The sequence below is a fragment of the Pseudomonas syringae genome, from assembly GCF_000737245.1.
Taxonomy (GTDB): Bacteria; Pseudomonadota; Gammaproteobacteria; order Pseudomonadales; family Pseudomonadaceae; genus Aquipseudomonas; species Aquipseudomonas syringae_J.
This window is the reverse complement of the sequence record NZ_JPQU01000031.1, coordinates 1-25,608: the sequence shown is the minus strand read 5'-3', so window position 1 is coordinate 25,608 and position 25,608 is coordinate 1. Positions and strand designations below refer to the sequence as shown.

Genomic DNA, 25,608 nt, shown 5'->3' with positions numbered 1-25,608 from the left:
GTAGCCCAATGATCTTCAAAAGGATTGACCGTGCCGACTCCGCCCGCCACTTCACCATTGGCTGCCCAGATGGGCGACAGTCCGGCTCCGCTGTACGCCCGGGTTAAGCACATGATTGCCCAGCAGATCCAGTGTGGTAACTGGCCGCCCCACCATCGCGTGCCATCGGAAAGCGAGTTGGTCACCCAACTGGGCTTCAGCCGCATGACCATCAACCGCGCCCTGCGGGAAATGACCGCCGAAGGACTATTGGTGCGCATGCAGGGGGTCGGCACCTTCGTTGCCGAACCCAAAAGCCAGTCTGCACTGTTTGAAGTGCACAACATCGCCGACGAAATCGCGTCCCGTGGCCATCGACACACCTGCAAGGTCATCCTGCTTCAGGAAGAAGCGGCCGGCTCCGAGCGGGCGCTGGCTCTGGACATGCGCGAGGGCCAGCGGGTGTTTCATTCGCTGATCGTGCACCTGGAAAATGACCTGCCGGTGCAAATCGAAGATCGCTACGTCAATGCCCTGGTCGCGCCCGACTATCTGAGTCAGGACTTCACTCGGCAAACGCCGTACGCCTATCTGTCGCAAGTCGCGCCATTGACCGAGGGTGAGCATGTGGTCGAAGCAATACTCGCCGAAGCGGATGAGTGCGAGCTGTTGCAGATCAATCCCGGTGAACCGTGCCTGTTGATCCGCCGCCGCACCTGGTCTGGCCGTCAGCCGGTGACCGCGGCGCGGCTGATCCACCCCGGTTCCCGTCATCGCCTGGAAGGACGTTTCAGTAAATGAGCCAACTGACTGTTTTGCGCGCCGCCGACTATTCACGTATGCCCTGGAAGAACGGCGGCGGCAGTACCGAAGAAATTACCCGCGATGCAGGCCAGGACCTGGACAATTTCGGCTGGCGTCTATCGATCGCCGACATCGAGGCCTCGGGCGGTTTTTCCCTGTTCCCGGGCTATCAACGCATCATCACCGTGCTGCAGGGTGCGGGCATGACACTGGATATCGACGGCACACTTAGCGAGCCACTTCTGCCCGGCGATCCGTTTGCCTTCAGCGGCGACAGCCAGGCCAGCTGCGCCTTGCTGGGCGGCGCTATCCGCGACTTCAATCTGATTTATGCGCCTGATCGCTTTGGCGCCAGCTTGCAATGGCTTGACGTGCTCAAACCGCAGCGGTTGTTCAGCTCGGCCACCACGCTGTTACTATTCAGCGCCGCCGAACAAATGGCCGCCAATATGGCCGGATATCCGCCGCAGCTGCTGGAAAAGCACGACTGTCTGCAGCTGGATAACGAAGCTGGCGCCTTGGTGGAAGTGGTGCTGTATGCACCGCGTGCGAGCCGCTGCTGTTTGATTGAATTAATGAAGATTTAACGGCACATCACCATGTGGGAGCGGTGCTTGCCCGCGATCAGGCTGGATGCGATCTAAAGTGAACCGCGTCCAGCCTGATCGCGGGCAAGCACCGCTCCCACAGGCGTCAATTGAATCCCAAGGACACCTCACCGCCAATGACGACAACCAATAACAAGAAAGAAACCCCAAGAGCCATCGCCATTCTCGCCAGCTTCCTTGCCTCGGAGTCTGCGGGCGGGATCGTGTTGATGGGCGCGGCGCTGGCGGCATTGATCGTTGCCAACTCAGGACTTTCCGCAGGCTATTTTGCGATTCTACACAGCGTCTGGCTGGGGCTTTCCGTTGAGTTGTGGATCAACGACGGGCTGATGGCGATCTTCTTTTTGATGGTCGGCCTGGAAATCAAACGCGAAGTACTTGCCGGCGGGCTCGCGACCTGGGGCCAGCGCGCCCTGCCTGGTTTTGCAGCGGCGGGCGGCATGCTGGTGCCGGCGCTGATCTATATCGCGGTCAACTGGGGCAACCCGCAAACCATGAGCGGCTGGGCGATCCCGGCGGCCACCGACATTGCTTTCGCGCTAGGCGTGCTGTCGTTGCTGGGTAATCGCGTGCCGACCTCCTTGAAGGTCTTCCTCGCTGCCCTGGCGATTCTCGACGACCTGGGTGCGGTGACGATCATCGCTTTCTTCTACAGCTCTGGCCTGAACTTGCCGATGCTGTTGGCTGCTTTTGCCACACTGGCGGTGTTGATCGTCATGAATCGCCTGCGGGTTCGGCATTTGTTGCCGTATCTGCTGCTCGGCGCCCTGCTGTGGTTCTTCGTCTTGCAGTCCGGTGTTCACGCAACCCTGGCCGGTGTCGCGCTGGCGCTGTGCGTCCCCTTGGGCAAACCCGAGGAAGAAGCCCGCTCACCACTGCTATTCCTGGAAGAAAAGCTGCAGTACTGGGTCGCGTTCGCCATTGTGCCGGTGTTCGGCTTTGCCAACGCTGGCGTGTCGCTGTCGGGGATTACCCTGCAGAACCTGATTGATCCGGTACCACTGGGAGTAGCCCTCGGGTTGTTCTTCGGCAAACAGATCGGTGTGTTCCTGGCTGCCTTGCTGGCCATCCGTTCGGGGCTGGCCACGCTTCCAGAGGGCAGTAACTGGATGCAGCTGTATGGTGTGGCGATCCTCTGCGGCATCGGTTTCACCATGAGCCTGTTCATCGGCAACCTGGCTTTCCCCGGCGCGCCCCACCTGATTGACGAGGTCAAAGTAGGCGTTTTGATGGGCTCAGGGCTGGCGGCCATCGTCGGCGTGATCATGCTGCGCAGCCGTATTTGCAAACGCTGAAAATTTATTTTCAACGTGCTGCATCCAGATCGTGTTCTCGCGGGTAGTACAGATAAGCAGCCATTCAGGCTGCCAAGCGAAAACACAATCTGGAGATAACTGCATGAACGCAAAACGCTTGCTCTGCCTGACTGGTGCTGCAATGGCTTTCACTTGCCTGGCGCCATCTGCCTTCGCTCAAAGCAACCTGCCGGAAACCGTTCGTGTGCCAGACGGTTTCAAGGTCAGCATGGAAACCACCGGCGTAGGCGAAATCACCTACGAGTGCCGCGCCAAGGCCAACATGCCGAACGAAATGGAATGGGCGTTCGTCGGCCCTAAAGCCGTGCTCAATGATCGCAGCGGCAAGCAAGTCGGCACTTACTACGGCCCACCAGCCACCTGGGAAGCCAAAGACGGCTCGAAAGTGACCGGTACTCAGCTCGCCGTCGCGCCGTCCAGCGCTGGCAACCTGCCGTATCAGTTGGTCAAGGCTAATCCCGCTGAAGGCAAAGGTGCCATGACTGGCGTTGCGTACATCCAGCGTACTGCGCTCAAAGGCGGCGTGGCTCCTGCCAAAGCTTGCGCAGAGAGCAATAAAGGCGCGAAAGAAATCGTGAAATATCAGGGCGACTACATTTTCTGGTCCGCCAAGTAATTCAGATGGGTGCCGCGCGGGAGTTCGTCTATGCTCCTGCGCGGGTGCTCCGGTCTGACTGGAGCAGATGTCCTCTGTTGATGGCGAATCGATTTGTCTCTGCCCGAAACTCTGTTTGATTACGAAGCAGCACTCGATGCCTGCGCCCGTGGCGAGCGGCAGGCGCTTGAGCGGCTGTATGCACAGGAAAGTGCCCGTTTGCTCGGTGTGGCGCAACGCCTGGTGCGCGACAGCGCCTTGGCTCAGGACATCGTGCACGACGCCTTCCTCAAGATCTGGACCGGCGCTGCGAGTTTCGACAAGTCGCGTGGTTCTGCCCGTGGCTGGATGTTCACTGTCACCCGGCATCTGGCGCTCAACGCCATTCGCAACAATGCCCGTGAAGTGCAACGTGAAGATGATGAAGAGCATGCCGAGGCCCAGGCCACGCTGGAAGGCTGGAACGAAACCGTGGACAGCTTCGACTGGCGGGTGAATCCGGGCCGCATCGAGTTTTGCCTCGATCAGCTTGAACCCGTGCGTCGCAACTGTGTGTTCCACGCTTATGTGGATGGCTATTCGCATCAAGAAATTGCGCAGAAAATCGGCGCGCCGCTGGGCACTGTGAAAGCCTGGATCAAGCGCAGCCTGAATGCATTACGGGAGTGCATCGGATGAGCAACACTTCGGGCACTGAACCGCAAAAACCGCTCAACGAGTTGGCCGGTGAATATGTCTTGGGCACGCTGTCTGCCCAACAACGAATCGAAGTCGAACGTCGCCTGCCCCACGAACCTGCGTTGCGCGCAGCGGTGGATGCCTGGGAAGAGCGCTTGTTGCCGCTGACCGCCATGGCCGAACCGCAAACCCCGCCGCCGCGGTTGTGGACGAGGATCGAGCGCAGCCTGGATGACTTGCTTGCACCCCCGCAAGCCGCGATACGCGACGTGCAAAGTTGGTGGAATAACCTGTCGATCTGGCGCGGACTCGCGGGGGCTGGTCTCGCTGCATCATTGGTGCTGGGGATGACACTGTTTACCCAATCCAGATCCACGCCTGCGCCTTCTTATCTGGTAGTGCTGGTCGCGCCCCAAGACAAAGCCCCGGGCTGGGTGATTCAAGCCAGCAATTCCCAGGAAATCCAGCTGATCCCTCTCAGCGTTACCGAAGTGCCCGCCGACAAGGCACTGGAGTTCTGGACCAAAGGCGACGACTGGCAAGGCCCGGTATCGCTGGGCCTGGTCAAGCCGGGGCAAAGCCTTCAGGTGCCACTGGACAAACTGCCGCCGCTGCAACCCAATCAACTGTTTGAGCTGACGCTGGAACAGGCCTCAGGTTCGCCCATCGGTAAACCCACCGGGCCGATCCAGTTCATAGGTCGCGCTGTCAAAGTCATCTGAGCCAACCGCGCACCATCCTGTTACCCAGCGCCCCAGAAAGAAGCGAGTCGTAACACCTTTGGACGACTCGCTACTGGGTTGCATTCATCACCAGCGCGCCAGATCTATCAATGGGTGACCGCATATGCCCTGAGCCTACCCGTGTCAAAATCCACACCCAACCTTTTGAATTAGAACGTATTTCCCGTAGGAGCGCGCTTGCCCGCGATGGCATCAGTTCAGCCAAAACATGCATAGCTGACCCGACGCCATCGCGGGCAAGCGCGCTCCTACTGCCTGGATTCCAATGTTGGTATTTCAATTGCATATGCTTGTACATACAAGTAAAGCCAAGTGTATTGAACAGATCGCTGAGGAGTTCTTTCGTGACCGAGAATAACCAACACTGGACCCGTCATCGGGATGTCGAAATACGCGCCGCACGTGGCACCAAGCTCACGGCAAAGAGCTGGATGACTGAAGCGCCACTGCGCATGCTGATGAACAACCTCGATCCGGAAGTGGCCGAGAATCCTAAAGAGCTGGTGGTGTATGGCGGCATCGGTCGCGCGGCGCGCAACTGGGAATGCTACGACAAGATTGTCGAGAGCCTGACCAACCTCAACGATGACGAGACCCTGCTGGTACAGTCCGGCAAACCGGTCGGCGTGTTCAAGACCCACAGCAACGCACCTCGCGTACTGATCGCCAACTCCAACCTGGTACCCCACTGGGCGAGCTGGGAGCATTTCAACGAACTGGATGCGAAGGGCCTGGCCATGTACGGCCAGATGACTGCCGGCAGTTGGATCTACATCGGCAGCCAGGGCATCGTTCAGGGCACTTACGAAACCTTTGTCGAAGCCGGTCGCCAGCATTACAACGGCAGCCTCAAGGGCAAGTGGGTACTGACCGCTGGCCTGGGCGGCATGGGCGGCGCGCAACCTTTGGCCGCAGGCATGGCAGGTGCATGCTCGCTAAACATTGAATGCCAGCAGAGCCGCATCGATTTCCGCCTCAAGACCCGTTACGTCGATGAGCAGGCCACGGATCTGGACGACGCCCTGGCGCGCATCGCCAAATACACCGCCGAGGGCAAAGCCATCTCCATCGCCTTGTGCGGCAACGCTGCCGAGATCCTGCCGGAGATGGTCCGTCGTGGCGTTCGCCCGGACATGGTCACCGACCAGACCAGCGCCCACGACCCGCTCAACGGCTACCTGCCCAAGGGCTGGAGCTGGGACGAATACCGCGCCCGCTCACTGACTGAGCCCGCCGCGGTGGTCAAAGCCGCCAAGCAATCCATGGCTGAACACGTGAAGGCCATGCTCGACTTCCAGAAGATGGGCATCCCAACCTTCGACTACGGCAACAACATCCGTCAGATGGCCAAAGAAGAAGGCGTGGAAAACGCCTTCGATTTCCCGGGCTTCGTCCCCGCCTACATTCGTCCGCTGTTCTGCCGTGGCGTAGGACCGTTCCGCTGGGCCGCACTTTCGGGCGATCCAGAAGACATCTACAAGACTGACGCCAAGGTCAAAGAACTGATCCCGGACGATGCGCACCTGCACAACTGGCTGAAAATGGCCCGCGAGCGGATTGCCTTCCAGGGCTTGCCAGCACGCATCTGCTGGGTCGGCTTGGGCCAGCGCGCCAAACTGGGCCTGGCGTTCAACGAGATGGTGCGCAGCGGCGAACTGTCGGCTCCGGTGGTGATTGGCCGTGACCATCTGGACTCCGGTTCGGTCGCCAGTCCAAATCGCGAAACCGAATCCATGCAGGATGGCTCCGATGCCGTGTCCGACTGGCCGCTGCTCAATGCACTGCTCAACACCGCCAGCGGCGCGACCTGGGTTTCGCTGCACCATGGCGGCGGCGTCGGCATGGGCTTCTCGCAGCATTCGGGGATGGTGATCGTCTGTGACGGCAGCGACGAAGCCGCCGAACGCATCGCCCGCGTCCTGCACAACGACCCGGCCACGGGTGTGATGCGTCACGCCGACGCGGGTTACCAGATCGCTATCGACTGCGCCAATGAGCAGGGGTTGAACCTGCCGATGGTGGGGAACTGAGGTTTGCTCTGTTTGTGGGACCGGCTTTAGCCGGGAAGACATTGCATCCAGCGCAGAAAATGCAGTGGATGTACTGGCCCCTTCCCGGCTAAAGCCGGTCCCACAGGTTCTGCGCTTAATGTGAGATTGCACCGCTCAGTGAACCGACCACCCCAAAGGACCGTCAAGTGTCTTGGTATCAGTGTTTGATCTGGAAACTGCCCATCCCCAATCGCGAGGAGCGTCACACAATGAAAACCAAGAAGGCACTGTTGTCCACGTTGATTTCCGTGGGTCTGCTCACCGGCGCGGGCGCCAGCCAGGCGGCGGGTTGGTGCGAATCCGGCAAGCCGGTGAAGTTCGCCGGCCTGAACTGGGAAAGCGCCATGCTGCTGACTGACGTGCTGCAAGTGGTCCTGAACAAAGGGTATGGCTGTGAAGTCGACAGCCTGCCAGGCAACTCCATCACCATGGAAAACGCCCTGAGCAGCAATGATATTCAAGTGTTCGCCGAAGAATGGGTCGGCCGCAGTGAAGTGTGGAACAAGGCTGAAAAAGCCGGGAAAGTGGTCGGCGTTGGCAGCCCGGTCAAAGGCGCGGTTGAAGGCTGGTACGTGCCGCGCTACGTGATCGAAGGCGACGCCAAGCGCAAGCTGGAAGCCAAGGCTCCTGACCTGAAATCCATCAGTGATCTGGCTAAATACTCTGCACTGTTCAAAGACGCCGAAGAGCCAGCCAAGGGCCGTTTCTACAACTGCCCGGCCGGCTGGACCTGTGAGCTGGAAAACAGCGAAATGCTCAAAAGCTACGACCTGGAAAGCAAGTACACCAACTTCCGCCCAGGCACCGGCCCAGCGCTGGATGCCGCTATTCTGTCGAGCTACAAACGGGGTGAGCCAATCCTGACTTACTACTGGTCGCCGACCCCGCTGATGGGCCAGGTGGATCTGGTGCGTCTGGAAGAGAAACCGGGCGTGAACAAGAGCATCGACATCAAGGTCGGGTTGTCCAAGGTCTTCCACGAACAGGCACCGGAACTGGTGTCGGTCATGGAGAAGGTCAACATCCCGATTGACCTGCTGAACGAGAACCTGGCGCGCATGACCAAGGACCGTATCGAATCACCGAAGCTGGCGAAGATCTTCCTCAAGGAACACCCCGAAGTCTGGCACGCCTGGGTGACTGAAGAGGCGGCGAAAAAGGTGGATGCTTCGCTGTAGGTAAAACGCGGCCAACACGGACCTGTTGGAGCGAGGCTTGCCCGCGAAGGCGTTGTATCTGAACAATCATTCGTCGACTGTACTGGCCTCTTCGCGGGCAAGCCTCGCTCCAACAAATAAAAACGAGAGCACCTTATGTTCCCCGAAAGCTTCACATTCTCCATCGCCAATCTGGTCAACGACTGGGTTGATGCGCTGGTGACTAATTATGGCGATGTGTTCCGGCAGATCTCCGACACGCTGCTGTGGGCCATCGTGAATCTGGAAGGCCTGCTGCGCATGGCCCCGTGGTGGTTGATGCTGGCGATTGTCGGCGGTATTGCCTGGCATGCGACGCGCAAGCTGACGACCACAGCGGTCATCGTCGGCCTGCTGTTTCTGGTGGGCGCGGTAGGGCTGTGGGACAAGCTGATGCAGACCCTGGCGCTGATGCTGGTGGCGACGATGATCTCGGTGATCATCGGCATTCCGCTGGGCATCCTCTCGGCGCGCAGCAATCGCCTGCGATCGGTACTGATGCCGTTGCTGGACATCATGCAGACCATGCCCAGCTTCGTTTACCTGATTCCGGTACTGATGCTGTTCGGCTTGGGCAAGGTCCCGGCGATTTTCGCCACCGTGATCTACGCCGCGCCGCCGCTGATTCGCCTGACCGACCTGGGCATCCGCCAGGTGGATGGCGAAGTCATGGAGGCGATCAACGCCTTCGGTGCCAACCGCTGGCAGCAACTGTTCGGCGTGCAGTTACCCCTGGCCTTGCCAAGCATCATGGCCGGGATCAACCAGACCACGATGATGGCCCTGTCGATGGTGGTGATCGCCTCGATGATCGGCGCTCGTGGCCTGGGCGAAGACGTGCTGGTCGGTATCCAGACCCTCAACGTCGGGCGCGGCCTGGAAGCAGGGCTGGCGATTGTGATTCTTGCAGTGGTTATCGACCGCATCACCCAGGCCTACGGCCGACCACGACATGAGGCCAACAAATGAGCACTCCAGAGCCCGACAAAATCGTGGTCCGCAACGTGTACAAGATTTTCGGCAACCGCTATAAGGACGCGCTGGCGATGGTCAGGGACAACCAGAGCAAGGACGAGGTGCTGGCAAAAACCGGCTGTGTGGTGGGCGTGAACGACTTGTCGCTGTCCATCGGCAGCGGCGAAATCTTCGTGATCATGGGCCTCTCCGGTTCAGGCAAATCCACGCTGGTGCGCCACTTCAATCGGCTGATCGACCCCACCAGCGGCGAAATCCTGGTGGATGGCGAAGACATCCTGCAATACGACATGGAAGCTCTGCGCCAATTCCGCCGCAAGAAGATCAGCATGGTGTTCCAGAGCTTCGGGCTGTTGCCGCATAAAACCGTGCAGGACAACGTCGCCTATGGCCTGAAGGTGCGCGGCGAGAGCAAAGAGTATTGCATCGAACGTGCCCAACACTGGATCAGCACCGTGGGCCTGCAAGGTTACGAAAACAAATATCCGCATCAGCTTTCCGGTGGCATGCGTCAACGGGTCGGCCTGGCTCGGGCACTGGCGGCGGATACGGACATCATCCTGATGGACGAGGCTTTTAGCGCACTTGACCCCCTGATCCGCGCCGAAATGCAGGATCAGTTGTTGGAGCTGCAAAGCAACCTGAAGAAAACAATCGTATTTATCACCCACGATCTGGACGAAGCCGTGCGTATCGGCAATCGCATTGCGATTCTCAAGGACGGTCGGTTGATTCAGGTCGGCACCCCTAAAGAAATCCTCTACTCCCCTGCCGACGAATACGTTGATCGTTTCGTGCAGCGGCGCGCAGTCACTGTGTAAGGAAGCGTGCAGATGCCCCCCGTCGAACAAGTGGTGATTGGTGAAAGTCCGGTCCGTTGGCAAGAGGTGGTCGCAGTGGCTCGCCAGGGTGCGCCACTGGTGCTATCGGCGAATGCCTGGGCACGGATCGACAACGCCCAGGCCATCGTCGAGCGCATCATTGCCAGCGGCGAGCGGGCGTATGGCATCAACACCGGCCTCGGCGCGCTGTGCAATGTCTCACTCGAAGGGGAGCAACTGAGCCAGCTGTCGCGCAACACTTTGCTCAGCCACGCGTGTGGCGTCGGTGTTGCGCTACCCGACGAGCAGACCCGGGCGATCATCTGTGCGGCGATCATCAATTACAGCCAGGGTAAATCCGGGCTGCATCGGCAAGTGGTCGAGGCTCTGCTGGCTTTGCTCAATCGGCAGATCACACCGCAAGTCCCGTCGCAGGGCTCGGTGGGTTATCTGACCCACATGGCGCACATCGGCATCGCCTTGCTGGGCGTTGGCAACGTCAGCTATCGCGGCCAGATCATGCCGGCGCAGCAAGCACTGGAGGCTGAAGGCTTGAGCCCGGTGGTATTGGGCGCAAAAGACGGGCTGTGTCTGGTCAACGGAACGCCGTGCATGACCGGTTTGAGCTGCCTGGCTGTCGCCGATGCGCAGCGTCTGACCCAATGGGCAGACGTCATCGGTGCCATGAGTTTTGAAGCGCTGGGCGGCCAGATCAACGCCTTTGATGCCGAGATCATTGCCCTCAAGCCTCATCCTGGCATGCAGATCGTCGGCAAAAACCTGCGCGCCCTGCTGGAGGGCAGCGAGATGGTGATCAACAGCCACGGCATCCGCACTCAGGATGCGCTCAGTGTCCGTTCGATCCCGCAAGTTCACGGCGCGACCCGCGATCAGTGGGTGCATGCCACCCGACAAATCGAAATCGAGCTGAACTCGGCCACGGACAATCCGCTGCTGCTGGGCACACCCGAGGCTTATCGCGTGGTGTCCCAAGCCAACCCTCATGGGCAATCGGTGGCCATGGCGGCTGATTTGCTGGCCATTGCGGTGGCGGAGTTGGGCTCGATTGCCGAACGCCGTCTGGACCGGCTGATCAACCCGACCATCAGTAACTTGCCGGCGTTTCTGGTCGCTCAGCCGGGCGTCAACTCGGGAATGATGATTGTGCAGTACGTGGCGGCATCGCTCTGTGCGGAAAACCGTCAGTTGGCGCAACCGGCCGTCACCGATAACTTCGTGACGTCGGGGTTGCAGGAAGACCACCTGAGCATGGGCACCAACGCGGCGCTGAAGCTGCACAAGGTGCTGGATAACACCACGCAGATTCTGGCCATCGAATACCTGCTCGCGGCCCAGGCGTTTGAATTTCTGAAGAGCCAGCGGTTTGGGGTCGGCACCGATGCGGCCTGGCGACTGCTACGCGAAACCGTCCCGCCTTACGACGTAGACCGTTGGCTGGCACCGGATATTGCCAGCAGCGCGAAGGTGCTCAGGAGTGAGGAGATGTTGGCAAAGGTGATGAGTGCCCGCAATGAACGATGAAGCGGCATATCAGGAATACGCGGTCATATGTGGGAGCGAGGCTTGCCCGCGAAGAACGATGGCGCGGTGTATCCGGGATACGCGGGGCCATGTGGGAGCGAGCTTGCTCGCGAAGGCATTGTTACAGACGACACATATGCTCTGGATGTACCGCCCTCTTCGCGAGCAAGCTCGCTCCCACGGGTCTGGTCCAGCTAAACGAAACGTATAGACATCCATGACACTGGATGTCAGCCAGGCGACACCCGATCACAGATGGATTTGGTCGACCCCAACCAGCAGGTATCCTTCGCGCCCTGAGTAACTGGCAGTTCGCTGGAAAGAAACCGGATTGGATTGAAATGACGTCACAGCAAGGTTTGAAACGCGGGCTTTCGGCTCGTCATATTCGCTTCATGGCCCTGGGTTCGGCCATCGGCACCGGCTTGTTCTATGGATCGGCTTCGGCGATTCAGATGGCAGGCCCGGCAGTGTTGCTCGCCTACCTGATCGGCGGCGCGGCGGTGTTCATGGTCATGCGCGCTTTGGGTGAAATGGCCGTGCACAACCCGGTTTCCGGTTCGTTCGGCGAATACGCCAGCACTTACCTGGGCCCCATGGCGGGCTTTGTACTGGGCTGGACCTATGCGTTTGAAATGATCATTGTCTGCATCGCCGACGTGACCGCGTTCGGCATCTATATGGGCTTCTGGTTTCCGGACGTGCCGCGCTGGATCTGGGTCTTGGGCATCGTGTTCCTGATCGGCGCGCTGAACCTGTGCAACGTCAAAGTTTTCGGCGAAACCGAATTCTGGCTCTCACTACTGAAAGTCAGCGCCATCGTCGCCATGATCGTCGCCGGGCTCGGCCTGTTGCTGTTTGGCGTCAACCTGTCGGCCGACGGCGAGTCAGTCTCCGGGATCAGCAATCTGTGGACGCATGGCGGCTTCCTGCCCAACGGCATCGGCGGCCTGATCGCCTGCTTCGCGGTGGTGATGTTTGCCTTCGGCGGCATCGAGATCATCGGTATCACGGCGGGTGAAGCCAAGGACCCGCAGCAGACCATCCCCCGCGCGATCAACTCAGTGCCGCTGCGGATACTGCTGTTCTACGTGCTGACTCTGTTCGTGCTCATGGCCCTGTTCCCCTGGACGCAGATCAGCAAGGAAAACAGCCCGTTCGTGCAGATTTTCGCCAGTCTCGGCTTTCCGTGGGCGGCTGCGCTGCTCAATGTGGTGGTGATTTCCGCCGCGGTTTCGGCAATCAACAGTGACGTGTTCGGCGCAGGCCGCATCATGTACGGCCTAGCGCAACAGGGTCAGGCACCTGCAGCCTTCTCCCGCCTGTCCGAACAGGGCGTGCCGTGGATGACCGTGCTGGTGATGGGCGTCGCGCTGCTGGGCGGCGTATGGCTGAACTACAAAATCCCGGAAAACGTGTTCCTGTTGATTGCGTCCATCGCGACCTTCGCCACGGTCTGGGTCTGGTTGATGATCCTGCTGACGCAAGTCGCCATGCGCCGCGCCATGAGCCGCGAAGAAGCTGCACAGCTGAAATTCCCGGTACCGTTCTGGCCTTACGCGCCTGCGGCCGCCATCGTGTTCATGTTGTTTATCTTCGGCGTGCTGGGCTACTTCCCGGACAACCGCATGGCGTTGATCGTCGGCGGGGTCTGGGTGGTGCTGCTAGTCGCCGCCTACTCTTTATGGGTCAAATCGAGCACGCCAAAACGTCCCGGTAGTCCCTCCATCACTCATCGGTAACGCGGAGACTGGAAATGAAAACGCTCTGGAAACACTGTCACGTCGCGAGCATGGCGCGAGGTCAATACTCGATCATCGAGCACGCCGCCATCGTGACCTGCGGAGCGTTGATTGAATGGATCGGGCCGCAGGCCGACCAACCCGAATCAAGCTATGACAGCGTCATCGACCTCAATGGCGCGTGGGTCACGCCGGGCCTGATCGATTGCCACACCCATACCGTGTTCGGCGGCAACCGCAGCGGTGAATTCGAGCAGCGTCTGCAAGGTGTCAGCTACGCCGAAATAGCAGCGGCAGGCGGCGGCATCGCCAGTACCGTGCGCGCCACCCGCGCTGCCAGCGAAGATGAGTTGTACGCCAGTGCCGAACGCCGCTTGCGGCATCTGCTCAAGGACGGCGTGACCACGGTGGAGATGAAGTCCGGTTACGGTCTGGATCTGGCCAGCGAGCGCAAGTTGTTGCGGGTTATCCGCCGTCTCGGCAATACGCTGCCGGTGACCGTACGCAGCACCTGTCTGGCCGCCCACGCCTTGCCACCCGAATACGCTGACCGCGCCGACGATTACATCAATCACATCTGCAGCGAGATGTTGCCTGCCCTGGCCGAGGAAGGCCTGGTCGACGCAGTGGATGCGTTTTGCGAGTATCTGGCATTTTCCCCGGCGCAGGTTGAACAGGTCTTTATCACCGCTGGCCAATTGGGCTTGCCGGTGAAGCTGCATGCCGAACAGCTGTCCTCACTGGCCGGTTCGAGTCTGGCGGCACGCTATAAGGCGCTGTCGGCGGATCATCTGGAGTTCATGACTGAAGCGGACGCCATCGCCATGGGTGCAGCCGGAACGGTGGCCGTGTTGCTGCCGGGTGCTTATTACTTCCTGCGGGAAACCCAGTTGCCGCCTATGGACGCGCTGCGCGAACACGGCGTGGATATCGCCATCGCCAGCGACCTCAACCCCGGCACATCGCCTGCGCTGTCGTTGCGTTTGATGCTGAACATGGCCTGCACCTTGTTCCGCATGACACCTGAAGAAGCCTTGGCCGGCGTCACGATCAATGCCGCCAAAGCTCTGGGGATGGGTGAAACACATGGTTCGCTGGAGGTGGGCAAATTCGCTGACTTCGTGGCCTGGGACATCGAACGGCCTGCAGACCTGGCCTATTGGCTGGGGGGTGATCTGGACAAGCGTGTCGTTCGGCATGGGGTTGAGTCGGTGATTTGACACGACTCCCACAGGGGATTGCACTTCAACACAGCCGTTGTGGGTTATTGATAGGAGAGATTCATGGACAACGTTCTGAAATTTTCTCGCGGCCGGGTGCCGCTACTGATCAGCATGCCTCATGCGGGTCTGCGCCTGACACCCGCGGTCGAGGCGGGTCTGGTGGACGACGCCCTGAGCCTGCCGGATACCGACTGGCACATTCCCCAGCTCTACGATTTCGCCGCTGAACTGGGCGCAAGTACTCTGGCAGCCGAGTATTCGCGCTTCGTGATCGACCTCAATCGCCCATCAGACGACAAGCCGCTGTACGCCGGTGCAACAACGGGGCTATTCCCGTCGATCCTGTTCGACGGCGTGCCGCTGTTCAAGGATGGCCAGGCACCGAGTGCCGAAGAACGGGCGACCTATCTGGAACAGATCTGGAAGCCGTACCACCAGACTCTGGAACAAGAACTGGGACGGCTCAGAGACGAATTCGGCTATGCGCTGCTGTTCGATGCCCACTCGATACGCGGCCATATCCCGCACCTGTTCGACGGGCTTTTGCCGGACTTCAACCTCGGCACCTTCAACGGCGCCAGCTGTGCTGAAGAACTGGCCACAGGCCTGGAAGCCACGTGTGCCGCCGCCACTGACTACAGCCACGTGCTCAACGGGCGCTTCAAAGGCGGCCACATCACCCGCCACTACGGCGACCCGGCCAACAACATCCATGCCGTGCAACTGGAGCTGGTGCAAGCTACCTACATGGATGAGTTCGTGCCATTCCACTACCGCCCGGACTTGGCTGAACCGACGCGGGTGGTGTTGAGGGCGTTGGTCGAGGGGATGATTAGTTGGGGCAAGGCTAAGTACGGCCGCTGATTTTCTGTTGGAGCGAGGCTTGCCCGCGAAGAACGATAATACGGTGTATCTGCCCCACCGAGGCGATACGTTCGCGGGCAAGCCTCGCTCCAACAGATCTGGGTTATTTTTTAAGCAACCGCAACCCGTTGAACACCACCAGCAAACTCACGCCCATGTCGGCGAACACCGCCATCCACATGGTCGCCATGCCGGTAAAGGTCATCACCAGGAAGATCGCCTTAATCACCAGCGCCAGGTAAATGTTCTGCTTGAGCACGGTCGATGTGCGCCGTGACAGGCGAATAAACGCAGGGATTTTGCGCAAATCGTCGTCCATCAGCGCGACATCAGCAGTTTCGATGGCGGTATCCGTACCGGCAGCAGCCATGGCGAAACCGATCTCCGAACGCGCCAGTGCGGGCGCATCGTTGATACCGTCACCAACCATCCCGACCCGATGACCTTTGGCGTACAACGCTTCGATTGCCTCCAGCTTGTCCGTCGGCATCAGGTTGCCCTGAGCCGAGTCAATACCGACCTGCGCGGCAATGGCCTTGGCCGTATGCGGGTTGTCACCGGTGAGCATCAGGGTTTTGACACCCAGCTCATGCAGCTGCTGAATCGCTTCGCGGCTGCTGTCTTTCACCGTGTCAGCCACGGCAAATAACGCCAGCGGGCCGGAACGATCCAGTAACAGCACGACGCTCTTGCCCTGCTGCTCCAGCGCATCGAGCTGCGCCTCAAGCTGGGGTGAACACAGGCCAAGCTCTTCAACCAGACGATGGTTGCCCAGATGATAAAGCTCGCCATTGATCTCGCCGCGCACACCGCGCCCTGCCAGCGCTTCGAAGGCGGCGACTTGATGGGCCTGCATATCCTGCGCGGCCGCCTTGGCAATTGCCTGGGAAACTGGATGATCCGAGCGACCCGCCAGGCTTGCCGCCACACGCGGTGCCAGCTCCGCCGCCATGGGCTCAAGCAATACAAAGTCGGTCTGCATCGGTTTGCCGTGGGTGATCGTGCCGGTTTTGTCCAAGGCCAGGTAATCCAGCTTGTGGCCCATTTCCAGGTACACGCCGCCCTTGATCAAAATGCCTTTGCGCGCTGCCGCAGCCAGGCCGCTAACGATCGTCACCGGCGTGGAAATCACCAACGCACACGGACACGCAACGACCAACAGCACCAAGGCGCGATAGATCCAGTCGAACCAGACCGCGCCCATGAACAGCGGCGGGATGATCGCGACACCCAGCGCGAAGAGAAATACAGCCGGGGTGTAGATACGCGAGAAGCTGTCAACGAAGCGCTGGGTCGGCGCCCGTGAGCCTTGGGCTGCTTCCACGGCGTGAATGATTCGCGCCAGAGTGGAGTTGTTGGCAGCGGCGCTCACGCGATATTCAAGCGCACCGGCCTGGTTGATGGTCCCGGCAAACACCTTGTCACCGATGGTTTTTTCCACGGGCAGGCTTTCGCCGGTAATCGGTGCCTGGTCGATGGTCGAGTTCCCCGAGACCACCTCACCGTCCAGCGCAACTCGCTCACCCGGCTTTACCCGGACGATAGCGCCCAACTCGATACTTTTAGCTTCCACTTCGAGCCACTGACCATCAGCCTGCTGCACGGTTGCCAGCTCGGGGGTCAGCTGCATCAAGCCGCTGATGGCGTTGCGGGCGCGGTCCAGGGATTTGGCCTCGATCAACTCGGCCACGGTAAACAGAAACATCACCATCGCCGCTTCCGGCCACTGCCCGATCAGCACCGCGCCGGTCACCGCAATGCTCATCAAGGCATTGATGTTCAGATTGAGGTTCTTGAGTGCGATCCAGCCTTTCTTGTAAGTGCCCAAGCCGCCACTGAGGATGGAAACCAGCGCCACCACGGCCACCACCCAATTCGGTGCCAGCGCGCCGAAGTGGATCACCTCGGCAGCCAATGCCGTGACGCCCGACAATGCCAGGGGCCACCAGGCTTTCTTGACCACCGGTGCCGGTGCTGCGTCAGCGCCCTCTTCAATCGGCTCGGCCTGCATGCCCAACGAGGCAATGGCATCGCGAATCGGCTCGGTGGACGGCAGCTCATGCCAGACGCCCAAGACACGATTGATCAAGTTGAATTCAAGCTTGTGCACGCCCGCCAGCTTGCCCAGCTTGTTCTGGATAAGGGTTTGCTCTGTAGGGCAATCCATCTGCTCGATGCGGAAAGTACTGAGTTGGCCCCCAGATGCAGGCGCATCGGTAAACGAAACTACCGCAGGGGCGGCTTTTGAAGAGCAGCAGCTATGGTCGTGGGCAGCGTGATCGTGGGCTTTATCGCCGCGATCGTGCTTTGAATGATCGTGTTCTGCGTGGTCGTGCTTGCCGTGAACGGGGGTCAACTGGCTCATGGTCCGGTCCTATAACGTGCTTGTTGCCAAGTGAACACCCTGTAGCCACTATAGGGTCAAGCACTGAAACAGGAATAGCGATCATGAAGATTGGCGAACTGGCAAAACTGACCGATGCGCAGGTGGAAACCATCCGTTATTACGAGCGCGAGGGTCTGCTCCCGGCCCCGGCGCGCAGCGATGGCAACTATCGGTTGTACACCCAGGCGCATGTCGAGCGCCTGACCTTCATCCGCAATTGCCGCAGCCTGGACATGACACTCGACGAGATCCGCAGCCTGCTCAACCTGCGCGACAGCCCGCAAGACCAGTGCGAAAACGTCAATGCGTTGATTGATGAGCATATCGAACACGTCAACGCCCGAATCACCAGCCTGCAAGCCTTGCAGACCCAGCTACTGGACTTGCGCCAGCGGTGCAGCGACGGCGCACCGGATCATTGCGGGATTCTGGATCGACTGGAAGTCAGCGGCAGCGTAGTGACCGCGGATGTGGAGCATTCCCATGTGGGCAGGAGTCATGGGCATTGAGGGCCCGCAGAAACTGACGTGGGACCGGCTTTAGCCGGGAAAGCGGCGGTTCAGACGACACAGATGCGTCGGATGTACCGGCCTCTTCCCGGCTAAAGCCGGTCCCACGTCTAGCTCCAACAGATATTCTCTAAACCGCCATCGGCGCAGTCATCGCCGGATGGTGCTCATAACCTTCCAGCGAGAAATCCGAAGGTTCGATCTGTTCCAGCCATTCAGGCTGATACACCCCGGTCTTGGCGAATTCAGGCACACGGTCGGATATCACCAGCTTCGGCATCGGATACGGCTCGCGCTTGAGCTGTTCGTTGAGCATGTCCAGATGGTTTTCGTAGACATGGGCATCACCGATGAAATACGTGAACCAGCGCGGCGTGTAGCCTGTCAGGCGGCCGATCAGGCTCAGCAGTGCAGCGCCTTCGGTCAGGTTGAACGGGGTGCCGAGGCCCAGATCATTCGAGCGGATGTACAAGGTCAGGGAGATTTCTTTGGTCTCCTGATTCGGGTGGAACTGATACAGCAGATGGCACGGCGGCAACGCCATCTCATCCAGTTGTGCGCAATTCCAGCCGTGGAACAGGATACGACGGCTGCCCGGATCCTTGATGATGGTGTCGACGCACTGACGAATCTGATCGATCGCCTTGTACAGCACCACGTAGGCCTGACCGTCTTCTTCGGCCTGGGCAATCTGCTGATAGCCCTGGCTGATCGCCAGTTCGATGGCTTTCGGGTTGCTCAGGTCGATGCGCTTGTAGGCGGGCCACTTGCGCCATTGCACGCCGTAGATTTCGCCCAGGTCGTCTTCGCCCTTGCGGAACGGGTTATCCAGCCATTGAGCGTTTTCGTTGGCGTTCTGGTCCCAGACCTTGCAGCCCAGCTCGCGGAATTCGGCGGCATTGTTCACGCCACGCAGGAAGCCGACCATCTCGCCAATCGCGGATTTGAAAGCCATGCGCCGGGTGGTAATCGCCGGGAAGCCTTCCTTGAGGTCGTAGCGCAACATGGCGCCGGGAAAACTGATGGTTTTCACGCCGGTGCGGTTGGCCTGCAAGGTTCCGTTCTTGATGACGTGGGCGACTAATTCCAGATATTGCTTCATAAATTACCTGCATCGGTGAATCCGCCGGGCAAGCTGGCCCGGCGTTTCGGTGTTATACCGCCGCGTTCTTGCTGGCGGGGGAGCGGTTGTAGGCCAGCCAGATCAGCACGGCACCGGCGATGATCATCGGCAGGCTGAGGATCTGCCCCATGGTGACCCAACCCCACGCGAGATAGCCCAGTTGCGCGTCCGGCATGCGGACGAACTCGACGAGGAAACGGAAAATCCCGTAAAACAGCGCAAACATGCCGGAAATGGCCATGGTCGGGCGCGGCTTGCGCGAGAACAGATAGAGAATCACGAACAGCGCAACGCCTTCCAGTGCGAACTGATACAGCTGGGACGGATGACGCGGCAATTGCGCCGGATCGCTGAACGGCGGGAAGATCATCGCCCACGGCAAATCGGTCGGCTTGCCCCACAGCTCGGCATTGATGAAGTTGCCGATACGACCGGCACCCAGGCCAATCGGCACCATGGGCGCAATGAAATCCATCAGCTCGAAAAACGACTTGCCGTTGCGTCGACCGAACCACCAGGCGGCAATCATTACGCCGACGAACCCACCATGGAACGCCATGCCGCCCTTCCAGACTTCGAAGATCAGCAACGGGTTGGCGATGTACGCCGGCAGATCGTAGAACAGCACATAGCCCAGCCGCCCACCGACGATCACGCCCATGGCCAGCCAGAAAATCATGTCGGAGAGCTTTTCCTTGGTCCAGGTCGGATCAAAGCTGTTCAGGCGGCGCGAGGCCAGCAGCCATGCGCCGCCGATGCCAACCAGATACATCAAACCGTACCAGTGAATTTGCAGCGGGCCGATAGCCACCGCCACCGGGTCAATCTGCGGGTAAGGCAGCATTGGGACTCCTTAAAAGGGAAACTCTTGCGAGCACTGAACCAGAACACTAAAGCAGAGAACGTAAACCCACGCTGAACAGCAGCACAGCGCGAGCCCGCAAATGAGAACGGCATACTACCGGAGCGCGGCGTCCGGCTCTAGCAGCGTGCGATGGAAGTCAGCTTCGGTGATGGGTAGAGTGGCTGAAAAAAGGAGTACCGCATGTGTCTGATCGTGTTCGCCTGGCGCCCTGCCCATGCTCAACCGCTGATCGTGGCGGCCAATCGTGACGAGTTCTATGCCCGCCCGACCCAGCCCCTGGCGCAATGGGCCGACGCGCCGCAGGTCTATGCTGGACGCGATCTTGAAGCGGGCGGCACCTGGCTCGGCATCAATGCCGACGGGCGCTTCGCGGCGCTGACCAATATCCGCAATCCTGCTCTACCGCTCGGCCATCGCTCCCGGGGTGAACTGGTTGCGCAGTTTTTGACCGGTGATATGTCGATCGAAAGCTATCTGGCGGAGGTCGGGCAAAGATCTGATGAGTACGGCGGCTTCAATCTATTGGTGGGCAACCGTGAACAAATGCACTACCTGAGCAGCGCCAGTCCTGAGCCACGCTTGCTGGGTGAAGGTGTCTACGGGTTGTCGAACGCCGGGCTGGATACGCCGTGGCCGAAAGTCAGAAAAGCCAAAGCGGCCCTCGAAACGCAACTGGACACTCCAGACCCGCTGGCGCTCCTGGCACTGCTCAGTGACCCGGACATTGCGCCAACGGCCGAACTGCCCGACACCGGCGTCAGCCTCGCAACCGAGACACTGTTGTCGAGCCTTTTCATCGCCAGCCCGAACTACGGCACCCGCGCCAGCACCGTGCTGATCGTCAATGCCGATGGCAGCCGACAGTTCATCGAGCACAGCTTTGGGCCGTATGGCGGGAGATTGGGGGAGGTGGAGTTGCAGATTTAAATACAACTAAACCTGAAATTCGGACTAACAGTGGGGAGACTTTATGTTTGCCTGCAACCCCGTAGCCCACTTGGCTTACCAGATCCCTGTGGGAGCGAGCTTGCTCGCGAAGGCAATATTCCTGCCCCAGAAATATCTTCGGATGTCCCGGCCTCTTCGCGAGCAAGCTCCCACAGGGGATACAAAACTCAATGCCCTTTGATCGACCCTGGATTGATCATCCGCGACAGCCCGAGGTTTTTCAGCGCCAGCTGCAGGGAGCTGCTGATCACTTGCGGGTTATCGTTGGTCATCAGTTGCGCGAGTATTTCCTTGGCTTTGCTCAGGTGGATCTGGCGCAGCATCCACTTCACTTTCGGCAGGTTGGTGGAGTTCATCGACAGGCTGTCGAAGCCCATCGCCATCAACAGCACCGCAGCGGCAGGATCACCGGCCATTTCGCCGCAGATGCTTACCGGTTTGCCTTCGGCATGAGCGTCGCGCACCACGTTCTGCAAGGCTTGCAGCACCGCAGGGTGCAGGTAGTCGTACAGATCGGCGACCCGCGGGTTATTGCGATCCACCGCCAGCAGGTACTGGGTCAAGTCGTTGGAGCCCACCGACAGGAAGTCCACCTGACGCGCCAGATCACGCGTCTGATAAACCGCCGCCGGTACTTCGATCATCACCCCAACCGGCGGCATCGGCACGTCGGTGCCTTCGTCGCGGACTTCACCCCAGGCGCGGTGGATCAGGTGCAGGGCCTCTTCCACTTCGTGGGTGCTGGAAATCATCGGCAGCAGGATCCGCAGGTTGTTCAAGCCTTCACTGGCCTTGAGCATCGCGCGGGTCTGCACCAGGAAGATTTCCGGGTGATCGAGGGTGACGCGAATGCCGCGCCAGCCCAGAAACGGATTTTCTTCCTTGATCGGGAAGTAGGACAGCGCTTTATCGCCGCCGATGTCCAGGCTGCGCATGGTGACCGGCAGCGGATGGAAGGCGGCCAACTGCTCGCGATAGATCGCCAACTGCTCTTTTTCACTGGGGAAGCGCTGCTGGATCATGAACGGCACTTCGGTGCGATACAGCCCTACACCTTCAGCGCCACGCTGCTGGGCGCGAGCCACGTCAGCCAGCAGGCCAGTGTTGACCCACAATGGCATGCGATGCCCATCCAGCGTCACACAAGGCAGTTCGCGCAGTGCGTCCAGGCCCTGAGACAACTGACGTTCTTCTTCGACCACCGTGGCGAACTGCTTGCGCATGGCATCGCTGGGGTTGGTGAAGACTTCGCCGTGGTAGCCGTCGACGATAAGTTCGATGCCGTCCACTTTGGAATACGGCAAATCGACCACGCCCATGACCGTCGGAATACCCATGGCTCGCGCCAGAATAGCCACGTGGGAGTTGCCGGAACCGAGTACCGAAATCAGACCGACCAGCTTGCCTTCCGGCACTTCGCCAAGCATGGCGGGGGAAAGCTCTTCACTGACCAGAATGGTGTTGTCGGGATAAACCAGAGTCTGCTGCCGGGCTTCCTGCAGATAGGCCAGCAAGCGACGACCCAGATCCTTGACGTCCGACGCCCGCTCGCGCAGGTAATCGTCGTCCATCAATTCGAAACGTTTGACGTGTTCGTTGACCACCGAACGCAACGCACCCTGCGCCCATTGGCCGGTCTTGATGACGTTGGTCACTTCGCTGCCCAGCGAGGCATCGTCGAGCATCATGAGGTAAACGTCGAACAAGGCGCGCTCTTCCGGGCGCAGCTGATTGGCGAGCTTGGCGGACAACGCGCGCATGTCGCTGCGCACACCTTCCAGCGCGGTCTGGAACAAGGCCAGCTCAGCCTGGATATCACTGACGGTTTTGTCCGGGACTACTTCCAGATCGGCAGGCGGCAACATGACCACCGCCACGCCAACCGCCGCACCGGGAGAGCCAGCGACGCCGACGAATTTTGCTTCCTGAATACCTTTGCCCTGACGACCCAGACCGCGGATCGAGCCAGTGGCTTCAGCGTGGGCAATAACGCCTGCGAGCTGCGCGCTCATGGTGACGAGGAAGGCTTCCTCGCCCTCATCAAACTGACGGCGCTCCTTTTGCTGGATCACCAACACGCCCACCACACGACGGTGGTGGATGATCGGCGCGCCAAGGAAAGATGCGTAGCGCTCTTCACCGGTTTCGGCAAAGTAGCGATAACGAGGGTGATCGGCTGCGTTTTCGAGGTTCAGCGGTTCTTCACGGGTGCCGACCAGACCCACCAGGCCTTCGTTCGGCGCCATGCTGACTTTACCGATAGAGCGCTTGTTCAGGCCCTCGGTTGCCATCAGCACGAAGCGATTGCTTTCGGGATCGAGCAAATAGACCGAGCAGACTTGGCTGCCCATGGCCTCTTTGACGCGTAACACAATAATCCCCAACGCCGCCTTGAGATCCTTGGCGGAGTTAACTTCCTGGACGATCTTGCGCAGCGTATTGAGCATGGCTCGGGGTCGAACTCCGTGTCAGTCGCGCGATAAAAGGCGCGGGGCAAGCTCTTTGAGTGCGCGTCGATACACCTCGCGCTTGAATGTCACCACCTGACCCAGCGGATACCAATAACTGACCCAGCGCCAGCCATCGAACTCCGGTTTCCCGGTCAAATCCATCCGCACCCGCTGCTCGTTGGAGACCAGGCGCAGGAGAAACCATTTTTGCTTCTGGCCGATGCACAGCGGTTGGCTGTGCGTCCTGACCAGTCGTTGCGGCAGACGATAGCGCAACCAGCCCCGAGTACAGGCAAGAATTTGCACATCTTCACGTTCCAGCCCGACTTCTTCGTTCAATTCACGATAAAGCGCGTCTTCCGGCGTCTCCTGCGGGTTGATACCACCCTGTGGAAACTGCCAGGCATCTTGGTTGATTCGCCGAGCCCATAGGACTTGGCCGGAGTCGTTTGTCAGAATTATCCCGACATTAGGACGGAAACCATCGGGGTCGATCACGGCAACAACCTCGCAAACGCATGTCACCGCATTGTTCCACAAAGCCGCTCAAAGCAGCAACGAGCCTTAGCAGGTTATGTGAAGAGTTGTGAAAACCTCGTATTCTGGTGCTCTTTTTTCAGTCATTTCAGCGAGTAACCGCATGCGTCTGGCTTTATTCGACCTCGACAACACCCTTCTGGGCGGCGACAGCGATCACGCGTGGGGGGATTATCTGTGCGAGCGCGGCATCCTTGACACCGCGACCTACAAAACCCGCAACGATGAGTTCTATCAGGATTACCTGGCCGGGACCCTTGACCTGACGGCCTACCTGAACTTCACCCTGGAGATTCTTGGCCGCACAGCCATGGCGCAGCTCGATGAATGGCATCGCGACTTCATGCGCGATTGCATCGAGCCCATCATGCTGCCCAAGGCACTGGAGCTGATCGCAAAACACCGCGAAGCCGGTGACAGACTGGTGGTGATCACTGCGACCAACCGCTTCGTGACCGCGCCTATTGTTGCGCAACTGGGCATCGATACGCTGCTGGCGACTGAATGTGAAATCATCGACGGCCGTTATAGCGGGCGTACCACGGACGTGCCGTGTTTCCGCGAGGGCAAAGTGACGCGCCTCAATCGTTGGCTGGAAGAGAATCAGCTCAGCCTGGAGGGCAGCTATTTCTACAGCGACTCGCTGAACGACCTGCCGCTCTTGGAACAAGTCGCCAACCCGGTGGCTGTGGATCCGGATCCGAAGCTGCGCGCTGAAGCTGAAAGCCGAGGTTGGCCGGTAATCACGCTGCGCGGATAGTTTGTTGGAGCGAGCAGGCGGCGATCCGACTTGCCCGCGAGCAGAGTGACGACGTGGGACCGGCTTTAGCCGGGAAGGCGGCATTCCAATCAATGAATATGCAGCGGATGTAATACCCTCTTCCCGGCTAAAGCCGGTCCCACGTCGTCCACATCAGCTTGCAGACCAATATAGAATCCCCCACAGGTGATCGCATTCCAAGGCAAGCCCGGGCTCAAACCGGCTTGGCCCCCATCAACCCGGCAATGGCGATAAAACACACTACGCAGACTATCGCCAACCCCAGGGTAAATTTCAGACCGCCCCTGCCCGGCTCGATTCGCAGCCGATTCAGTCGCGCCACCAGCCAGATCCAGCTCAGCGCGCCAAAAGTGTAGAGCACGCTGCTGCCCAGCACCCAGGTCTGCCCCAGCGACCAGCCCACCATATGCGCCAGCCACCAGCCACTGATCGGCATGATCAGCAGACAGAGGCCCATCAGAATCCAGGCAAACAGCCGTGGGCGCAGCAGCAGGCGGGAGTGATTGTCAGTAAAACCGGCGCGACGGCCTTTGATCAGCCAAATCGTCAAACCGAGTGCGCTGATTAAAAACAGCACAGTCGCCACAATGTGCAAGATTTTAAGGGCGGTGAAATGTTCCATTTTCGGTTGGTTCCAGTTGTGCCAATCGGTTGGACATAATGTCCGGGACAACAAATTCCCCTGTGGGAGCGAGCTTGCTCGCGAAGAGGCCGGGCATCCAAATATATTTCGGATGGCAGGAACATTGTCTTCGCGAGCAAGCTCGCTCCCACAGGGTTTCCGCCAGCTCCCTTTTTGCGCTTACCCTAGAAACAGCTTATAAGCCGGATTCTCGCTCTCATCCCAATACGGATAACCAATCTCGGCCAGT

The 25,608-nt window shown here is 59.6% G+C and carries 23 protein-coding genes and 1 pseudogene; 17 read left to right on the top strand and 7 right to left on the bottom strand.

What is annotated here, in order from left to right:
• Positions 1 to 69: 69 nt before the first annotated feature.
• The 14 genes from hutC to hutG all read left to right on the top strand — a co-directional run bounded on the left by hutC (position 70) and on the right by hutG (position 15,137).
• Positions 70 to 780, top strand: coding sequence for a histidine utilization repressor (gene hutC, locus IV01_RS14505; protein ID WP_195758777.1), 711 nt, complete (start codon positions 70 to 72; stop codon positions 778 to 780).
• Positions 777 to 1,370, top strand: coding sequence for a HutD family protein (locus tag IV01_RS14510; RefSeq protein ID WP_032628117.1), 594 nt, complete (start codon positions 777 to 779; stop codon positions 1,368 to 1,370). The genes hutC and IV01_RS14510 overlap by 4 nt, the downstream gene beginning before the upstream one ends.
• Positions 1,371 to 1,507: 137 nt before the next feature.
• The gene (gene nhaA, locus IV01_RS14515; RefSeq protein WP_032628116.1) at positions 1,508 to 2,686 is read left to right on the top strand and encodes a Na+/H+ antiporter NhaA; all 1,179 of its coding nucleotides are present in this window, start codon (positions 1,508 to 1,510) and stop codon (positions 2,684 to 2,686) included.
• A gap of 103 nt (positions 2,687 to 2,789) precedes the next feature.
• Positions 2,790 to 3,323 carry a DUF3455 domain-containing protein gene (locus IV01_RS14520; protein WP_032628115.1) on the top strand — a complete coding sequence of 178 codons (534 nt, stop codon included), beginning with the start codon at positions 2,790 to 2,792 and terminating at the stop codon, positions 3,321 to 3,323.
• 93 nt (positions 3,324 to 3,416) lie between these two features.
• Positions 3,417 to 3,980, top strand: a complete 564-nt coding sequence (locus tag IV01_RS14525) for a sigma-70 family RNA polymerase sigma factor (RefSeq protein WP_032628114.1) — start codon at positions 3,417 to 3,419, stop codon at positions 3,978 to 3,980.
• Positions 3,977 to 4,702 (top strand): anti-sigma factor, encoded by a 726-nt coding sequence (locus IV01_RS14530; RefSeq protein ID WP_032628113.1) that lies wholly within the window; start codon positions 3,977 to 3,979, stop codon positions 4,700 to 4,702. The genes IV01_RS14525 and IV01_RS14530 overlap by 4 nt, the downstream gene beginning before the upstream one ends.
• Before the next feature lie 365 nt (positions 4,703 to 5,067).
• Positions 5,068 to 6,753, top strand: a complete 1,686-nt coding sequence (gene hutU, locus IV01_RS14535; RefSeq protein WP_032628112.1) for a urocanate hydratase — start codon at positions 5,068 to 5,070, stop codon at positions 6,751 to 6,753.
• A gap of 230 nt (positions 6,754 to 6,983) precedes the next feature.
• A complete protein-coding gene (locus tag IV01_RS14540) occupies positions 6,984 to 7,952 on the top strand; it encodes an ABC transporter substrate-binding protein (protein ID WP_032628110.1) in 969 nt (322 codons plus the stop codon).
• Between the two features lie 135 nt (positions 7,953 to 8,087).
• Positions 8,088 to 8,939: an ABC transporter permease gene (locus tag IV01_RS14545; RefSeq protein ID WP_032628109.1), complete on the top strand. Its 852-nt coding sequence runs from the start codon at positions 8,088 to 8,090 to the stop codon at positions 8,937 to 8,939.
• Complete coding sequence (locus IV01_RS0124995; protein WP_032628194.1) at positions 8,936 to 9,766, top strand: quaternary amine ABC transporter ATP-binding protein; 831 nt, start codon at positions 8,936 to 8,938, stop codon at positions 9,764 to 9,766. Before IV01_RS14545 ends, IV01_RS0124995 begins: the two co-directional genes overlap by 4 nt.
• Positions 9,767 to 9,778: 12 nt before the next feature.
• Positions 9,779 to 11,308: a histidine ammonia-lyase gene (gene hutH / locus IV01_RS14550; RefSeq protein WP_032628108.1), complete on the top strand. Its 1,530-nt coding sequence runs from the start codon at positions 9,779 to 9,781 to the stop codon at positions 11,306 to 11,308.
• 341 nt (positions 11,309 to 11,649) lie between these two features.
• Positions 11,650 to 13,050, top strand: a complete 1,401-nt coding sequence (locus IV01_RS14555; protein ID WP_032628107.1) for an amino acid permease — start codon at positions 11,650 to 11,652, stop codon at positions 13,048 to 13,050.
• Positions 13,051 to 13,064: 14 nt separating this feature from the next.
• Complete coding sequence (gene hutI / locus IV01_RS14560) at positions 13,065 to 14,270, top strand: imidazolonepropionase (RefSeq protein ID WP_032628105.1); 1,206 nt, start codon at positions 13,065 to 13,067, stop codon at positions 14,268 to 14,270.
• 63 nt (positions 14,271 to 14,333) lie between these two features.
• Positions 14,334 to 15,137: an N-formylglutamate deformylase gene (gene hutG, locus IV01_RS14565; RefSeq protein WP_032628104.1), complete on the top strand. Its 804-nt coding sequence runs from the start codon at positions 14,334 to 14,336 to the stop codon at positions 15,135 to 15,137.
• A gap of 103 nt (positions 15,138 to 15,240) precedes the next feature.
• Here hutG and IV01_RS14570 read toward each other — a convergent pair whose 3' ends face one another.
• A complete protein-coding gene (locus tag IV01_RS14570; protein ID WP_032628103.1) occupies positions 15,241 to 17,502 on the bottom strand; it encodes a heavy metal translocating P-type ATPase in 2,262 nt (753 codons plus the stop codon).
• Between the two features lie 83 nt (positions 17,503 to 17,585).
• On the opposite strand from IV01_RS14570, the gene cadR reads away from it, so the two are divergent.
• Positions 17,586 to 18,032 (top strand): Cd(II)/Pb(II)-responsive transcriptional regulator, encoded by a 447-nt coding sequence (cadR, locus tag IV01_RS14575; RefSeq protein WP_032628102.1) that lies wholly within the window; start codon positions 17,586 to 17,588, stop codon positions 18,030 to 18,032.
• Positions 18,033 to 18,162: 130 nt separating this feature from the next.
• Here cadR and IV01_RS14580 read toward each other — a convergent pair whose 3' ends face one another.
• Both IV01_RS14580 and lgt read right to left on the bottom strand, forming a co-directional pair.
• Entirely contained in the window at positions 18,163 to 19,134 is a 972-nt protein-coding gene (locus IV01_RS14580; protein ID WP_032628100.1) for a thymidylate synthase, read from the bottom strand.
• A 52-nt stretch (positions 19,135 to 19,186) separates the two neighbouring features.
• On the bottom strand, positions 19,187 to 19,999 hold the full coding sequence (gene lgt, locus IV01_RS14585) for a prolipoprotein diacylglyceryl transferase (protein ID WP_032628098.1): 813 nt from the start codon (positions 19,997 to 19,999) through the stop codon (positions 19,187 to 19,189).
• A gap of 201 nt (positions 20,000 to 20,200) precedes the next feature.
• Here lgt and IV01_RS14590 point away from each other — a divergent pair, with 201 nt between their 5' ends.
• The gene (locus tag IV01_RS14590) at positions 20,201 to 20,947 is read left to right on the top strand and encodes an NRDE family protein (protein WP_032628097.1); all 747 of its coding nucleotides are present in this window, start codon (positions 20,201 to 20,203) and stop codon (positions 20,945 to 20,947) included.
• A 188-nt stretch (positions 20,948 to 21,135) separates the two neighbouring features.
• Here IV01_RS14590 and ptsP read toward each other — a convergent pair whose 3' ends face one another.
• Both ptsP and IV01_RS14600 read right to left on the bottom strand, forming a co-directional pair.
• Positions 21,136 to 23,415, bottom strand: a complete 2,280-nt coding sequence (gene ptsP / locus IV01_RS14595; protein ID WP_032628096.1) for a phosphoenolpyruvate--protein phosphotransferase — start codon at positions 23,413 to 23,415, stop codon at positions 21,136 to 21,138.
• 21 nt (positions 23,416 to 23,436) lie between these two features.
• Positions 23,437 to 23,916, bottom strand: coding sequence for an RNA pyrophosphohydrolase (locus IV01_RS14600; protein WP_032628192.1), 480 nt, complete (start codon positions 23,914 to 23,916; stop codon positions 23,437 to 23,439).
• 142 nt (positions 23,917 to 24,058) lie between these two features.
• On the opposite strand from IV01_RS14600, the gene IV01_RS14605 reads away from it, so the two are divergent.
• The gene (locus tag IV01_RS14605) at positions 24,059 to 24,715 is read left to right on the top strand and encodes an HAD family hydrolase (RefSeq protein ID WP_032628095.1); all 657 of its coding nucleotides are present in this window, start codon (positions 24,059 to 24,061) and stop codon (positions 24,713 to 24,715) included.
• Between the two features lie 214 nt (positions 24,716 to 24,929).
• Here the strand turns inward: IV01_RS14605 and IV01_RS14610 are convergent, their stop codons facing one another.
• A complete protein-coding gene (locus IV01_RS14610) occupies positions 24,930 to 25,358 on the bottom strand; it encodes a DUF2269 family protein (RefSeq protein ID WP_032628093.1) in 429 nt (142 codons plus the stop codon).
• Positions 25,359 to 25,538: 180 nt separating this feature from the next.
• Positions 25,539 to 25,608, bottom strand: a pseudogene (locus IV01_RS27455) (threonine dehydratase); the annotation flags it as partial.

What these genes read in the sequence shown, in the direction of transcription:
- IV01_RS14580 (WP_032628100.1), bottom strand. Translation starts at nt 19,134, where the DNA reads ATGAAGCAATATCTGGAATTAGTCGCCCACGTCATCAAGAACGGAACC.
- lgt (WP_032628098.1), bottom strand. Translation starts at nt 19,999, where the DNA reads ATGCTGCCTTACCCGCAGATTGACCCGGTGGCGGTGGCTATCGGCCCG.
- hutH (WP_032628108.1), top strand. Translation starts at nt 9,779, where the DNA reads ATGCCCCCCGTCGAACAAGTGGTGATTGGTGAAAGTCCGGTCCGTTGG.
- IV01_RS14540 (WP_032628110.1), top strand. Translation starts at nt 6,984, where the DNA reads ATGAAAACCAAGAAGGCACTGTTGTCCACGTTGATTTCCGTGGGTCTG.
- hutC (WP_195758777.1), top strand. Translation starts at nt 70, where the DNA reads ATGGGCGACAGTCCGGCTCCGCTGTACGCCCGGGTTAAGCACATGATT.
- cadR (WP_032628102.1), top strand. Translation starts at nt 17,586, where the DNA reads ATGAAGATTGGCGAACTGGCAAAACTGACCGATGCGCAGGTGGAAACC.
- IV01_RS14545 (WP_032628109.1), top strand. Translation starts at nt 8,088, where the DNA reads ATGTTCCCCGAAAGCTTCACATTCTCCATCGCCAATCTGGTCAACGAC.
- hutI (WP_032628105.1), top strand. Translation starts at nt 13,065, where the DNA reads ATGAAAACGCTCTGGAAACACTGTCACGTCGCGAGCATGGCGCGAGGT.
- ptsP (WP_032628096.1), bottom strand. Translation starts at nt 23,415, where the DNA reads ATGCTCAATACGCTGCGCAAGATCGTCCAGGAAGTTAACTCCGCCAAG.
- IV01_RS14530 (WP_032628113.1), top strand. Translation starts at nt 3,977, where the DNA reads ATGAGCAACACTTCGGGCACTGAACCGCAAAAACCGCTCAACGAGTTG.
- IV01_RS14555 (WP_032628107.1), top strand. Translation starts at nt 11,650, where the DNA reads ATGACGTCACAGCAAGGTTTGAAACGCGGGCTTTCGGCTCGTCATATT.
- IV01_RS0124995 (WP_032628194.1), top strand. Translation starts at nt 8,936, where the DNA reads ATGAGCACTCCAGAGCCCGACAAAATCGTGGTCCGCAACGTGTACAAG.
- IV01_RS14570 (WP_032628103.1), bottom strand. Translation starts at nt 17,502, where the DNA reads ATGAGCCAGTTGACCCCCGTTCACGGCAAGCACGACCACGCAGAACAC.
- IV01_RS14610 (WP_032628093.1), bottom strand. Translation starts at nt 25,358, where the DNA reads ATGGAACATTTCACCGCCCTTAAAATCTTGCACATTGTGGCGACTGTG.
- IV01_RS14605 (WP_032628095.1), top strand. Translation starts at nt 24,059, where the DNA reads ATGCGTCTGGCTTTATTCGACCTCGACAACACCCTTCTGGGCGGCGAC.
- IV01_RS14590 (WP_032628097.1), top strand. Translation starts at nt 20,201, where the DNA reads ATGTGTCTGATCGTGTTCGCCTGGCGCCCTGCCCATGCTCAACCGCTG.
- IV01_RS14520 (WP_032628115.1), top strand. Translation starts at nt 2,790, where the DNA reads ATGAACGCAAAACGCTTGCTCTGCCTGACTGGTGCTGCAATGGCTTTC.
- nhaA (WP_032628116.1), top strand. Translation starts at nt 1,508, where the DNA reads ATGACGACAACCAATAACAAGAAAGAAACCCCAAGAGCCATCGCCATT.
- hutG (WP_032628104.1), top strand. Translation starts at nt 14,334, where the DNA reads ATGGACAACGTTCTGAAATTTTCTCGCGGCCGGGTGCCGCTACTGATC.
- IV01_RS14510 (WP_032628117.1), top strand. Translation starts at nt 777, where the DNA reads ATGAGCCAACTGACTGTTTTGCGCGCCGCCGACTATTCACGTATGCCC.